Source organism: Streptomyces sp. NPDC001351 (genome assembly GCF_042896045.1).
GTDB lineage: Bacteria > Actinomycetota > Actinomycetes > Streptomycetales > Streptomycetaceae > Streptomyces.
Genome location: NZ_JBIAWS010000029.1, coordinates 16226 through 30008 on the forward strand (window position 1 = coordinate 16226; position 13783 = coordinate 30008).

Below are 13783 nucleotides of genomic sequence, written 5' to 3' on the forward strand. Positions count from 1 at the left end.
GGTCAGCCGGCAGGCAGGACGCGCACTGGCAGCGAAGACCACGAGCGCAGGGTGTTGTTGAGGTGCCGCCTCGGCTCGCCGGCCAGCGCCAGCTGTCCGACGCGGCGGGCGAGGGCGGTCAGCAGGGCCTCCGCTTCAAGGCGGGCGACGTGTTGGCCGACGCACTGGTGGATACCCATGCCGAAACCGACGTGGCCGGAGGGATCGCGGGTGAGGTCGAAGCGGTCGGGGTCGGCCCAGCGATCTGGGTCGCGGTTGGCGGAGCCGAGGAACATGAGGATCTTGCCGCCTGCGGAGATGCGGGTACCCGCGATGTCGACATCGGTCGTGGCGGTACGGAAGAAGGTCTGCACCGGCGACTGCCAGCGCACCGCCTCGTCGAACGCCACCCGCGCCAGCTCGGGGCGCTCACGCAGCCGCTGCCACTCCTGCGGGTGCGTGGCGAAGGCGTACAGCGCGGCGGCCAGTCCGTGCACGGTGGTGTCGATACCGGCGGTGAGCAGCGACCGCACGACCAGGGGCGCCTGCGCAAGGGTGAGGTCACCGCGGTCGGCGGCGGCCCAGATCCGGGCGCCGAAGCCGTCCTCGCTCAGCGCCTCACGGGCACACTGGGCGTTCACCCAGTCCGACAGCGCGCCGACGCGGTGCGCGTCGGCCTCGACAAGGGCGTTGCGCGGCCCGAAGGCGTTGAAGGCCATGTTGCCGTAGGGCAGCAGGTTTTCCCGCCCGTGCGAGCCGAGGCCGACGGCGTCGGGGAAGACACGCAAGGGGAACGCCGCCGCCAGCACCTCGAAGGCATCGAACTCCCTCCCCTGCTCAGCCAGTACGGTGGCGACGAGTTCCTCGGCCACCGCCTGCCACGTCTCCCGCAGCCGGCGCAGGCTGAGCGGGGCGAGGACGTCCCGCAACACGCGGCGCGGCGCGTCATGGTGGGGCGGGTCGGCCTCCAGCAGCAAACTCGGCGGGCGCCATGGCCTTTCGTGACGGAAGTTGGCCAGTCCCACTCCCGCGCCGGACTGGAAGGTCTGCCAGTCGACGAGGGCGGCGTACACCTCTTGGTAGCGGGTCAGGGCGTGGACGCCGTAACGCGACAGGCGGACGACGGGGCCGGCTTGGCGCAGCTGCCGGTGCAGGGGCTCGGGGTGTTCCAGGTGCTCGGCGGCGAACGGGTCTGCGTCGCTGATCGGCGGCGACGCGGGAACGGCGGCTGTCTCGGTCATGGCGGCTCCATGAGATGCGGCTGAGGCGAGGGGGTTCAAGGCGACGTGGCTCGGAAGTCCGGCCGCGGGTTCGGTACCGGTCACCGGACGGTCAGAGGTCCAGGACGAGATGGTCGGAGTGCGAGCGGGACACGCAGGGCAGCATGCAGTCGCCCGCCCCACGTTCGTGGTCGGCCAGCACCGCGTCCCGGTGGTCGGGCGTGCCCTCCAGCACCGGGACGAGGCAGGTGCCGCACGTGCCCTGCTCGCAGGAGGACAGCACCTCTGGCACCGGCTCGGCGCACGGCGTGCAGCACGGTCACGTCCGGGGTGACGGTGACCGTACGGCCGGTGCGCCGCAGTTCCACCTCGAAGGGCACCCGGCGCGCGGGCTGGGAGCGGTCGGCGGCGGTGAAGCGCTCGGTACGCAGGCTGTGGTCGGGCCAGTGGGCGCACGCCTCCTGGAGGGCCGCCAGGAGAGGAGCCGGTCCACAGCAGTACACCTTGGTACCGGGCAGCGGCTCGCCCAGCCACGCAGCCAGATCGAGCAGCCCGCACTTGTCCTGGGGCCTGATGTGCACCCGCTCGCCGTAGGTGTGCGTGAGGTTCGCGCGGAACGCCGTCGAGGCGCGGCTACGGCCCCCGTAGAGCAACTCCCACGCCGACACGAGGGGGAAGTGGTTGTGCACCCCGCCGACGCTCACCCGGTCACCGGGCATGAGCCGGTTGTGCACGTACGCCGCCCCACCGCGCCCGGCGGACTCACGCAGGACGGCGATGCGGAAACTGTGCGGGTCCCACAGGTCACCGCACAGGGAATACTGCCGGGTCGTCCCGTCCGGCAGCACGAAAGCGATGTGCGCCCCCGGCGTCCAGTCCGGCAGGCGGACACCGTCGGGGTGGTCGAGCGTGAGGGACACGACGCCGTCCGCGACGACGTCCTTGGCACGGACCCGCAAGGAGGGGGTGGAGGTGGGGTGGGTCGGGGCATTGCGGAAAGCAGGTTGTGCACGACCACGTTGTCGCCTCCCTCCTGTGGAATGCAGGAAGGATGCACGGGGCTGCCGGCACGGCGCGACGGCATTCCCATTGAGTGAGAGACGTTTCTTTCGCACCGAAGTCACACTGCGGTCACACAGCGGGCCCCTCTCGTCCGGTGGGCGCGCCCAGTCCACGGGACACGCCTCGCGCGGCCGTCCGCAGGAAAGGAACGACCGCCTGGGCGCCCGCGTCATTGGGGACGACGACCGACAGCGCCGCCAGCACCCCTGCCGTCCGCAGCCCGCACCGGGGCGGCCAGACCGACGGCGTCCTCGTGGACGTGGCCGGGGCAGTAGGCGTACCCCTGCTTTCGGATGTCGGCCAGGACCGCCCGCAGCTGGCTCGGCGTGGCCGGCGTCGTTGGCGTGTAGGCGGTGAGCGGGCCTGCCAGCAGCCGTTCCCTGAGGTCTGCCGGGCCGTGGGCCAGGAGGACGAGGCCGCTGGAGGAGGCGTACAGCGGCAGGCGCCCGGCGATCCGTGTGTAGTTGATCACCGATTTCGGCGCCGAGAGGCGTTCGAGGAACAGCACCTCGTCACCGTCGAGGACACTCAGCTGCACATGGTGGCCCACCACGTCGTGCACGCCCACCATGAACGGTATCGCAACCTCCTGCAGGGACAGCACGGGCGAAGCCCGGACGGCGAGTTCCCAGAGCCGAACACCGACCGCACCCGGCGATCGTCGTCCCGGCCCAGGAAACGGTGGGCGACCAGCTCGCCGACGAGCCGGGAGGCCTTTCCCAGGGTGTGCCGCATGGGACCGGGTCTTGTGGCGCCACCTCGAACGAGGAGGCGCCACGAGACCTACAAGCGCGGCTACCAGAGCATCGGGGGGACCGCTTCAGAATGAGGCGGCTGTTCGCCACGATCGATGGTGCCTGGGTCACGCTTTACGGATGGACGGTGCCCGAAGCGAACCAGTCGCGAGCTGTTGCCTCCGCTCCGTCTGGGAGGTCGTTGATGAAGACCACGGCCAAGCCCCGGCGGGCTCGTGAGCAGCATACGTAGAAGAGGTTGCGTGAGCGCTCGGTGCGCTCAGGTTTGTCGGTGCCGGCGAGCATCTTGCCGATGTTGTACATGGTCCAGATGGAGTCGTCGATCACTACGACGACATTCTCGAACTCATCTCCCTTGACGCCGTGTTGGGTTGAGAAGGGCGTGAGTTCATCGATGAACTGGGTGACGCTGATGACTTCCCGGTAGGAGACGCCACGGATGTTGTTGGAGAAGTCTGCTTGCCGCTTGTGTCGCTCGTCGAGGTCGGCTGCGGTTCTGCGGCGCTCGCGGTCTTTCACCCTTCCGGGTACGGCCAGGAGGGGGCTGTCGGCCATGAGGTCCAGAACGTCGCCGATGGTCCCGGTCGCGCGCACCGTGTCGAGTTCGCGAATTGCGTCGCTGATGATCCTCTTGTCGGCGTGCTGGGTGATGCGTCTCTTTCCCTGGCCCAGCAGGTCTGTCAGTTCCACGAAGTCCCGGGACTGGTAGGCCGCGCTCAGGGCTTCAATCTGCGTCAGGTACTGGATGTAGGGCTCGTTGCGTGCCATGAGGTCATCGGGGCCGTGGCTGCCGAGCTGCCGGTATTGCTCCAGCAGGTTGGCGTATTCGAGTGTGCCCGCGATGCCACGATGGGTTAGCAAGAGGTATTTCGAGTTCTCAAGAGACCAGCCCCTGCTCGCGAGGGTGGCTTTAGCGGCATCGAGCCGTCGAGGGCCGGGCGGCACGTCGGTGCTGAGGAAGAGGTGTACCTCGCCCTCCTGCTGCTTCCCGGTGGCCTGCTGCAGGAGTTCGGGCCGCATTTTGTTGAGAACGTCGACTACAGGGCGCGAACACCGGTAGTTCTCGATTTTGGTGATGGGTGTGAGCTTGTCGTGCCGGACAGCGCCGACGCCGGATCGGTAGATCTTCTGCATCGAGTCGCCGAAGAGGCCGATCACACAGGGGTCCTTGCCCGCTCCTGCCAGGTGGTTCAGCAGTAGTTCGATCGTCTTGGGTGAGGTGTCCTGGTACTCATCGACGAAGATGACGGGATATTTGCTGGTCGTGATGCGTATGAGTTTGGGGTAGGTGGCGACGAGCTGCAGGGACAGAGCGATGACATCGTCGTGGGATATGCGGCCCTCGCTCAGCTTCCGCCCGCGGTCTGAGTACTCGATCACTGGGGGAGCGGCTACTTCAGTGAGGTCTTCAGACTTTGACAGGGTCTCGTTGTAGTCGAGGATCTGCTGCCAGAGCTCGCGCGGGTAGGCCTGGATGACGCTCCAGAGGAACTCGTGGATGGTGCCGACGGCGACGAGCGGGTCCGCCGAGATGCGTTCAAGGATCTTCTTCTTGGCGACGTTCGTGTATGTGATGCAGGCGATCCGCCGACTATTCGCCTCAAGCTCCTTACGCCGGTGGCTGAGGAGGTACTGAAGGGCGTGGACGAGATCGGTCGTCTTGCCTGCGCCTGCTCCTGCTTCCACGAGGAAGCTGCGCCGGGCGTCCAGCTCTTCGACCACGGCTTCGAGGGTGTTCAGGCGAGCCACTGGAGTCCTTCGGCGATGTAGCGGGGGACGGCCCAGTCCTCCAGGAGCATGATGTCGAACGCGAAGTCGGTCTTGTGCTTGGAGAGCCGTTTGGCGATGGCGAACGCGTTGGCTTCGATGTCTTCAGGGACGGGGTCGGCACCGACTTCTTGAACGAAGGCTCTCTTCAGCTCCAGATGCCTGAGGTCTCGGGCGAGGACTGATGCGTTGGCGATGATGAAGGCGTCCTCGAAGCTGCGTGCACAGACGCCTGCTGGCTTTTCCGGGACCTGGTAGGCCACCCGCACGTGACCGTGCTCCTTCTCGTCCGAGCCGACGTCGAGGAGCTTCGCGATGCTGGATTGGCCCGGAAGCCAGTTCTTCAGTGTGGAGTTCGAGGTGACTGCCTGCGCGGTGCTCGGCGGGCAGGCCTTCTGATCTGTGGGGCTGACGGAGTCGATGTCGGTGATGACCAAGGTCTTCACGTTGAGGAAATCGAGCAGTTCACGGAACCGGACCGCGTAGGCGTCACCGACCTCGATGACCGACACGTACTGGTGCAGCAGACCTTCGGCGCACCGACGGACCATCTCGGGAAGCAGTAGTCGCTCCGCGGTGCCCTCGATGAGGATCACCTTGTCGGCGAAGAACATGTCGCAACGGTGCAGGACCATGTACTGGCGCAGGAACCGTAGCGTTTCGTCGCCTTGAGGAGTGGCCTTGACCTTCGCCTGGAAGGTGGAGAGGTCCTTGACCTTGCCGTCCGGCTCGGAGCGGTCGAAGTACCGCACCGTGTGAAACCCGCCGCTTGCGACGATGTGCGAAGAGTGCGTCGTGACGACTACCTGCACCTTCCACGGGGCCTTGCGCTTGATGAAGTCCTGAATGTTCTTGATGAAGACCTCCTGCATCTGGGGATGCAGGTGGGCCTCCGGCTCTTCGATGAACAACACCTGGAGCGCCGGCTTCGGAGAAGCACGCTCGTACGCCTGGTGAAAACTGATGACCTGCAGGATCGTGAAGATCAGCTTGCTGTAGCCGAGCCCATTGTGGCCTTCGGGAAGGTGGAAGTCGCCGTCTCCAGAGGGATATTGGAGCCGCGTGCTGCCCCTGAGGATGCCCGAGCCCTCCATGAGGGACACGATGCGAGGTTTTTCGACAGGTGTGATCGTCCCAACCCCGAAACTACGCAGGTCCTCGAAGACCGGGTCGAACAGCGATTTGTAGCTGGTGTCGAGCTCCAGAGACGCTGCGGCCAGGGCATCCTCGATCTGCTCGACGCTCTGATGACGCCCCTCAGGCCCGCTCTTGACCTTGTAATAGGTCTCGAACGTCTTGGACAGCGTGCGTGCCTTGTCTCCTGGGGTGTCGTCGACCTTGGTCTGCGCGTAGACGAACTTGACCGAGACGATCGCCTGCGCGGCACTGCGCTTGATCTCCTTCGTCACCTTCTCGTCGACCGGGCTCACTGCTCGAAAGACGGAGGCGAAGTAGTCCGTGAAGTTCTTGCGCAGCCACTTGATGGGCTCGAATTTCGGCCTCTGACTCGCAGTCCAGAAGTCCTTGAGCAGGTCGTGCGGCCTCGCCGCCTCCAGCGCCGCTTCGATCTTGACTGTGAAACAGGAGTCATCGAGGTCCAGGATCACGTCCGTGAGTGGAGCGAGGTCATCGTCCTCGGCGTACTCGATCGTGAGTCCCAGCCGGATGGACGGCACGAGCTCGTACGCCTTGGCCAGCAGGCCCTCCCGCGTCTCCTGATCGCCTTCGGCCGCATGTCTCTGTGCTTCACCGAAGATCTGAAGTGCCTGCTCGATTTCGGGGATCCGGCAGGTGGAGAAGTCCTCCAGCACGAAGCGCGTGTCGTCGTCACCGAAGAACTTCTCGAAGAGGTTGACGAACGATGTCTTGCCGCTGTTGTTGCGTCCCACGATGAGCGTGGTTTGGTGATCGATCCGCACGTCCGCCTTGTCCAGGGCGCGGAAATTGATCACGTTGGCATGGGTCAGCTGCATCGCACTCCCGACATCGTTCCAACCCCGCTCACGGGCAGACGCACGTCCGTGGCCACCGTGAGTCAAAGCAGTATCTGATACTGCAGGGACAGAGGTGTTTCCTTGGCTCAAAGTGGTCGATGACGCTTCAGATCGTGTCTGCTTCGATCTGGTTCCGACGTCTGGGTGGGACAACTGGTGCGCGGGCAGCTGCCCGAGGAGTATCCGCGCACACAACTGAGCCGCGCTCCTGGCGAGGCCGGGTCAACGAGTTCAACCCAGCTGGTGAGTTGCCGGGGGACATCGGCTCCCAGCCTTCGGACAAGTGCGTTTCCTCAGCGGGTAGTTGGCCGTTTTTGCACGGTCATGGTGCTTCCGCCTTGGCCTGGGGGGAAACTGGGCGGGTACCCCTTGGCGCGGAGCCAGGTGTCCGCAGCCATAGCCACGATGTCCCCGTGCGGTAGGCCAGTGTCGGCGTGGCAACGGCGGATCCGGCGCTGGGGCTCCAGTGCCTCGGGGACGGCGTAGTTGAGTTGTCCGCGTTTGGTGTGCCGGTTGCTGATGACCTCCAGAGTGTCCGGGTGTGGCGTAAGAGCATCGACGGTTGGTTGGGGTTCAGCGTCGAGCGCGTCGGCGATTTCCCGCAGCCGGTGGGCGTAGAGGGAGTGATTAGGCACGAGAGCTGCTCCGGTCGGTCCGGCTAACGACCTCGTGCACGGTTGGCCGTGGCTCGGGCTCGGGTGGCTCGTTGAGCTGTGCATGATGGGGGCTGGGGCGCGTGAGTTGATCGTGGCGGAGTACCGGCCTCGGGCACGTCGACGGCCGGGTGAGTCGGCTGGCTGGCGGCCGGCTCCGGCACCAGGCCGCCCGGCACGTCGGCAGTCGGCTGGGCTGAGGTCTGCGCCACTTCGGGCACCGCTTCAGTCCGGCCGTGTGCCGATGCCTCGGCGGGAATGGCGGAAGCAGCGGGCTGAACCTGCGCCTTGCTCGCAGTGGGCCGACCTTCGCCCTGGGCGGCGGCCTGTTCGGCGGCGTATTGCTCGGGGGTGAGCTCGGCGGCCGGGGGAGGGGGCGGCGGGGCCGTCTTCTTGGCCCCGACCAGGGCACGCCCGCCGGTGCGGCGGGCCGGCGGCTTCGGCCGCTCGTTCTTCTCGCTCATGCCGTCAGTTCCTTCATGAGCTCGGCTTACTCGCTCAACTCGGTCGGGACCCCAGGAGCGGATGACGGCCTCGGCGAGCGGGAACGGCTCGTCGCGGTCCGGGCCGATGCCCTCGCCTCTGCGGGCTGAAGCAGCTTGTCCTTCGCGGTGCGGGGAGGCTGGTGCGGTCGTCGGCCTTCACGAGGACCACGTGGGCGGTGACGTCGCGCTCGTTGCGGGCAGCGGCACGCTCGGCCTCGTCGAAGGTGGCAACGTCAGACGCTGGGTGGGCATGAAGCCTCCAAGATGCAACAGCCGGGGCTGTGCGTGCGCGGCACGGTCCGAGCACAGTGGGCCAGTCGTACGTCTTGTCGTCGCCGCGGCCCGGGAGGGCGTCCGTGGTCAGCGCCTCGACGTCCAGGACGACCGCGTCCGGATCCCAGACGGCGGAATCCGGCTTGGGCCTGAACTCGATCACGACGGCAGTCGCCTCTACCTCGCTCCGTGTCGGCGATGGTGCTTCAGCAGTGTCTTCACCTCCTCCTGTGCCGGGATGACCAGAGTGGGGCCCCGATTCCAACTCGAAGCCCCACTGTCGCCTTATGCGAACGAAAGGACGATGCGGGAGTTGACCTTGTCGATGACGTGGCCTGCGGGTAGGTCACGGTGCGGCGTGCCCGACGGGTAGACAGCGAGGTGGGGCACAGCTGTACGGTCGGCTCCCCACGCCGTGATGTGGGCAATGAGGCGTTTGGCCAGATCGGCGCCGTCGGCGCCGAGGTAGGCAGCACCCAGTAGCGAACGCCGTTCGGGGTCCCCGTCATCGCGCTTGGCGATCAGGTACGCCAGGGATCCTCCGGAGACCAGAGCAGGGCTCCGTAGAAGGATCACGGGGCGGCGCAGTCCCTTGTCCACGGCGGCCGGCGTGGCTTCGAGTCGGCAGACCGTGTCGTCGAAGGCGGTGACTCGCAGCCAGATTCCATCGAAGGACTCCTGGTTGCCGACTCGGACGTCCGACCATGTCTCGGTGGCCGGCTGTGCGAGGACGTAGTTCAGCCCGGCGGCGTCGATGTCCTGGTCCTGGTCATAGTAGATGCGGACGGTGCCGTCGGCCAGTTCGGCGGTGTGTTCGCCGTCCTGTCCGATGATGGGGACGAAGCCGCACAGTTCCATGCCCTGGCACAGCAGCGTCTCGCCCTGGCGGATGAGGACGACGGAGCGGGTCTGGCCGCGCCAGCGCAGTGGCAGGACGAAGCGACCACCGTCGACGAGTTGGTCGCGCAGGGCTGTAGGGATGTCCCAGAAGCCCACCGTCCCGATCATGCGGGTGTAGGGGCCGTATTCGGGTGCGCCCTTCAGTCCGTCGCGTTCCATGAGGCGTACGTGCTCGTAGCCGGCGTTGTTGAGGGCGGTGCGGGCGTGCAGGGTGACGTCGCTGTCGATGTCGAGGGTGGTGACCTCACCATCGTTGCCGACGATCTCGGCGAGGAGGGCGGCGTTGTAGCCAGTGCCGGCGCCGATCTCCAGGACGTGATCGCCGGGTTGTGCGTCGAGCTGGGTGAGCATCATGGCCACGGTGGAGGGCACGGAGGCGCAGGACAGGGCGAGCGGCCCGTTGGGGTTGTCCTTGATGGTGACGGCCTTGTCGGTGTAGGCCGCGGCCGGGTCGAGGCCGGGAAGGTGGATCTCCCGATGCACGGTGCGCATGGCCTGCTCGACGCGGGGTGGTAGCTGCCGCTTGGCCAGGATCTGGTCGACGAGGTTGTTGCGGAGGACATCGACGGTGGGGGTGTCGTTCACGTTTTGCATCCTTATCAGTTGAGGAGGAGACACGTCTGCCACGTCGGTGCAGCGCACCGCGTGGGGGTGAGGGTGTGCAGGGTCAGCAGGACGCCGTCCGAACCCGTCAGGAGGCCGCCGTTGTCCGGCATCGGGTGCTGGTCGAGGTGGGTGCTCAGACGTTCGCGCAGGAGGGGGATCTGCGCTGGGAGCGGGCTGCCGGCGGGGGCGTCGGCCGCGGCCGCGTTGACGACGAGTGCGAGCCCGGCCCAGCCGTGGCAGACCGTGGCACCGCCGAGCAAGTCGAGTTGCGACTGGTCGGTGAGGCAGGCGGCCAGGGCTTGTTGGGCGTCTCGCTGTGCCGAGACACGGCCGCAGGCGAGTGCGGCCAGTTGAAGGGCTCGGGCGATGCCGGGGGTGCCGTAGCACCAGGAGGGTCTACCCGGGGTGATGGAGGGGGGCGGCCCCGCGTACCACTGGTGGGCGGTGAGGGTCTCGGGCCAGAGCGCCGCACCCTGGGGAGTGGGGCACAGCCACTGTTCCAGCAGTCGGCAGGCGTGCTCAAGCGCCTCTTGCCCTCCGGGCACCCGCACTCCTGCTCGGGCGGACAGAGCGAGGAGGGCTAGGGGGCCGGCAACGCCGTGAGCGAGTCCGAAGTTGCCATGCCCGTGCGGCAATTCATTGACGGGCCGACCGCCGGGGCCGTCCGAGGTCCACCAGCCCGGAAGCACGAGGCTGCCAATCGTGACGGGGTGGAGTACCAGCCGGACCAGGTAGCGCAGCACCTGTTCCAGGAGCTCCGGGCGGGTGCGGCGGTGCAGGAGGTGGGCGCCGAGCCCGGTAAGGCCGCTTATCAGGTCGTACTCGCTCATTCTCGGCGGCTGGCCTGCGTCCATCCGCGCGTGCGCCGCCACGAGTCTGACGCGCACGAGATTTGCGACCGTCTCGTCCAGGGCTTTGAGTGCCGAGTGGTAGGCCGGGTGGCCAGCGGTGTGCAGGGCGTAGGCAAGGGCGGGTGCGCCGCGGTACAGGCTGGCGTCGTCCGGGTGACTGGTGGCGGGCTGGGCGGCGACCGCGCGGGCGGTGCGGTGTGCTGCGTCCCAAGCGCCGTCGCTGCGTGCGATCACGGCTTGGCGTAGGAGCGTTCCGACTGCCCCTGTGCCCAGGTCGCAGGCGTGCTGGCTCATGGGGTGGCCTCCCGCACCCACACGGTGCGGCTCGCCTGGCGGGCGGCGTGACGGCAGGCGGCCTCCGAGTCGCGATCCGGTCCGACGAGCCGGTTGTGGTGCATGTGCAGCAGGGATTCCAGTACGGCCGTGACCTGCCGGTCGGCGACGTGTTCGCGGTAGCGGTGCAGGGCGGCGCGTCGGGCGGCGTTCGCGGCGTCGAGCCGCGGGGTCCAGCCGAGCGGCCGGGCCCGAAGGCCGGAGGCCGTGTGCTGTGCGACGACGCGGGTGACGGCCGACAGGCCGGTCCGGCGGGCGGGTGTGGTGGCCAGCCAGCGGGTGCCGTGCTTGTCGCCGAGGAAGTCGAGGACTATGTCGATCATGCCGAGCGCGGCCAGCACGCGCCGGTCTGCGCGCGGGAGGTCCGCCAGGGCGTAGCGGACGGTACTGCTGTCGGCGGTGAAGACGTTCTCCGCGGCCGTCATCGCGGCGCCGGTACCGTACCGGCCGATCTCGGGCCGGTAGCCGTCGAAGACGAGGCGGGAGACGAGGGAGTCGTCCTGAAGTTGTCGGACCCAGGTCACGAGGGTCTGGGTGATACCGGCGTGCGTGGCCGGTTCGGCAGCGGCGACGCGGAGCCGCAGGTGGCTCTCCTCCAGTGGTGAGCGGTAGCGCACGAACCAGGTGTCCAGCTGTTCCAGTGGGTCGGGGAGGGTACGCGCGAGGATCTGGTCCATGGCGGCGGGTGCGGTGAACAGCTTGGCCTGGACCCACGGCTGGTCGGCGCCGGGGGTGGCTTGCATCCGGTTGGTGATCACGGGTGCGTTGTCGAGGTCCGGGTGAGGCGCCGGCGGTCGGGTGGACGTGAGCGGTAGGACGATCTCGTGGGCGTGCCCGATCCACCCCAAGTCCTCTTCTGTGGCGGCTTCGTGGAGGTCGGCGATGTCGTGCCGCCGAAGGTGGTCGAACAGCAGACGTGCGTGCAGGGCCTCGCGCAGGTCGATACGCAAGGTGCGGTCGTCCTCGCGTAGTTCGAGGAACTGCGGGCATCGCCAGGTCCGTGCCCAGTCGGTCAGGGCTTCGTGCCAGCCAGGGGTGAAGGGTCCGGCCGGCAGATCCCTCGCGGCGATGTGCCAACGGGCGGGAGTGAGGAGGGCTTTGCGGTAGCGGACGCGGGGCAGGAACGGCATCCCGGCAGCGAGCGGGCCCCAGTCGAACTGGGTCCACGCGGTGGCGAAGCCCCGGCCGAGCTGGGCCAGGAAACGGGCAACGGGCGGTGCCTGCTTCTCCAGGGCCAGCGGGTGCAGGACCGCAGGCTCGACGACACGTCGGCGCGAAACGCTGACCAGGTGAAGCCGTTTGCCGGTGGACAGCACCGCCAAGTCGTCAAGGGGGATGAGGTTGTCGGCGGGCGGGCGGTGCTCGCCCAGCGGGATCACGTACGGCAGGAAGGCCGGCGTGCGGACGACGTTCTCGGCGTGCGGGTAGTCCGGGGTGAAGGACAGCTGAGCAGCGAGTGCCCCGTCCACGAGGGTGGGCAGCTTCCCGTAGACCTCGCGCAGGCCGCTGTCGGGCAGCATGGCCGCGAACCGGCCGGTGAGGTTCCCCGTGCTCCACGCCGGGCGTACCGAGATCGTGAAGTTGCCGCGGTCGAGGGCCTGTTGGCTTCCGGCGTAGACCCGCACCCCCATCTCGACGTGCGGGGCCACCGCTGCTTCGTCGTCCGCGGTTCGCGGCGTGGGGTTCAGCTCCTCGATATCGGCATCCGTGAGGCGGATTTCCTGCTCGCCGGTGACTGCGGCTTGCCACGCGCGGCGCATCAGCAGCTCGTCCCTCGGCAGCGGCCGCGTCGGTTGCTCGGGCCACAGCGACATGGGGAAGTTGCCGGGCAGCCCCACACCGGCAGCCAGGTCCACGGCGTCGCGGACGGGGACCAGGCTGCCCGCTCCGTACCGGTCCCAGAACACACTGTGGTAGGCGGCCCATTCGGGCTTCTCGCTCTGGTGGCGGGTGAGGCGGAGCAGAGCGTGGGCGGCGGCTTCCGCTTCGTCCAGGACGGGGGCGGGGATCTGCACGGTGGCATCGAGACGAAGATCCACGCTCAGCCGTACGCGGCCGGCGTTCTTGAGCGTGGTCATCCGGTGCTCGGCCTCTTCCCGGATCCTCCTCGCTGCTCGCTGATCCCAGGCCGTGTTGTGGCCGTCCAGCAACCGGTGGACAGCGGCGAGTTCAGTCAGCACCGCAACGGTCTCTGGCTCCAGACTCGACGACACCGGCTCCAGGACGCCGAGCAGGTGGCCGAGGGGGTCCATGTCCGTGACCGGGGCATGGAGATGAGTGGTCAGCAGGCTCGCACGGACCGCAGTGGCGAGCAGACCCGTCGCCTGCGATTCGGAGCCGCCCATCGCGGTGAGGTGTTCCACGACCTGCGCGGACGGCACCGGCTTGACCGCCATTTCCAGGAGGGATGCGAGCGGCCGGGTGAGCCGGACGGTTGCCGTACGGCCGCCGGGTGCTGGGCGTTCGAGGGTGATCCCGCGCCGTGTGGTGAGGGTGTCGGCTGCCACGATCAGGTGCGGCAGGACGTCGGGGCGGTTCTCGAGGTCGCGGCGTACGTGGTCAAGCCAAAGGGTGTCCGGGCGGGCTATCGGGCGATGCTCGCTGCCGAATCGGGCGAGGGCGGGGCCGATGTGCGCGGTGGTCACCCCGGCGAAGAGACCGAAAGGGGTCGGACGGCCGGTGGCCCGCAGCAGGTACCGGGCTGTGGCGGTGGCCGCCCTGCGGACCTTCCTGGGTGACAGACTCAGGTCGTTCACGGCCTGCTCCACCGCGCGGGTCAGGCGCGGCGTGGCGGACTGCACCGCAGTGGCGAAGTCTGCCTGGTCAGCCCACATCCCGGCCAGCCACTCACGGCAGGCTTTCGCATCGTCGGGCGAAGGCCAGCGAGTGTGCTGCAGTGTAAAGG

The 13783-nt window shown here is 67.9% G+C and carries 7 protein-coding genes and 1 pseudogene; all 8 read right to left on the minus strand.

The genetic code is table 11. The annotated features are described in order from the left end of the window. Positions 1-2 precede the first annotated feature (2 nt). Entirely contained in the window at positions 3-1220 is a 1218-nt protein-coding gene (locus ACFY1U_RS50065; protein WP_390700789.1) for a cytochrome P450, read from the minus strand. A gap of 91 nt (positions 1221-1311) precedes the next feature. Further along, a pseudogene (locus ACFY1U_RS50070) lies at positions 1312-2158 on the minus strand (PDR/VanB family oxidoreductase). A gap of 272 nt (positions 2159-2430) precedes the next feature. After that, entirely contained in the window at positions 2431-2832 is a 402-nt protein-coding gene (locus tag ACFY1U_RS50075) for an IclR family transcriptional regulator C-terminal domain-containing protein (protein WP_390700790.1), read from the minus strand. Positions 2833-3130: 298 nt separating this feature from the next. Beyond that, positions 3131-4738, minus strand: a complete 1608-nt coding sequence (locus ACFY1U_RS50080) for a UvrD-helicase domain-containing protein (protein WP_390700791.1) — start codon at positions 4736-4738, stop codon at positions 3131-3133. 14 nt (positions 4739-4752) lie between these two features. Then, entirely contained in the window at positions 4753-6756 is a 2004-nt protein-coding gene (locus tag ACFY1U_RS50085; RefSeq protein ID WP_390700792.1) for an ATP-dependent endonuclease, read from the minus strand. A gap of 1717 nt (positions 6757-8473) precedes the next feature. Then, on the minus strand, positions 8474-9673 hold the full coding sequence (gene fxlM / locus ACFY1U_RS50090; protein WP_390700793.1) for a methyltransferase, FxLD system: 1200 nt from the start codon (positions 9671-9673) through the stop codon (positions 8474-8476). 14 nt (positions 9674-9687) lie between these two features. Further along, positions 9688-10839 (minus strand): lanthionine synthetase C family protein, encoded by a 1152-nt coding sequence (locus tag ACFY1U_RS50095; RefSeq protein ID WP_390700794.1) that lies wholly within the window; start codon positions 10837-10839, stop codon positions 9688-9690. Then, positions 10836-13712 (minus strand): lantibiotic dehydratase, encoded by a 2877-nt coding sequence (locus tag ACFY1U_RS50100; RefSeq protein ID WP_390700795.1) that lies wholly within the window; start codon positions 13710-13712, stop codon positions 10836-10838. Before ACFY1U_RS50100 ends, ACFY1U_RS50095 begins: the two co-directional genes overlap by 4 nt. Between the last annotated feature and the right edge of the window lie 71 nt (positions 13713-13783).

Bases quoted from the DNA above. Each gene is read 5' to 3' on its own strand.
- ACFY1U_RS50065 (WP_390700789.1), bottom strand. From the start codon at position 1,220: ATGACCGAGACAGCCGCCGTTCCCGCGTCGCCGCCGATCAGCGACGCA.
- ACFY1U_RS50075 (WP_390700790.1), bottom strand. From the start codon at position 2,832: ATGGTGGGCGTGCACGACGTGGTGGGCCACCATGTGCAGCTGAGTGTC.
- ACFY1U_RS50085 (WP_390700792.1), bottom strand. From the start codon at position 6,756: ATGCAGCTGACCCATGCCAACGTGATCAATTTCCGCGCCCTGGACAAG.
- ACFY1U_RS50095 (WP_390700794.1), bottom strand. From the start codon at position 10,839: ATGAGCCAGCACGCCTGCGACCTGGGCACAGGGGCAGTCGGAACGCTC.
- ACFY1U_RS50100 (WP_390700795.1), bottom strand. From the start codon at position 13,712: ATGTGGGCTGACCAGGCAGACTTCGCCACTGCGGTGCAGTCCGCCACG.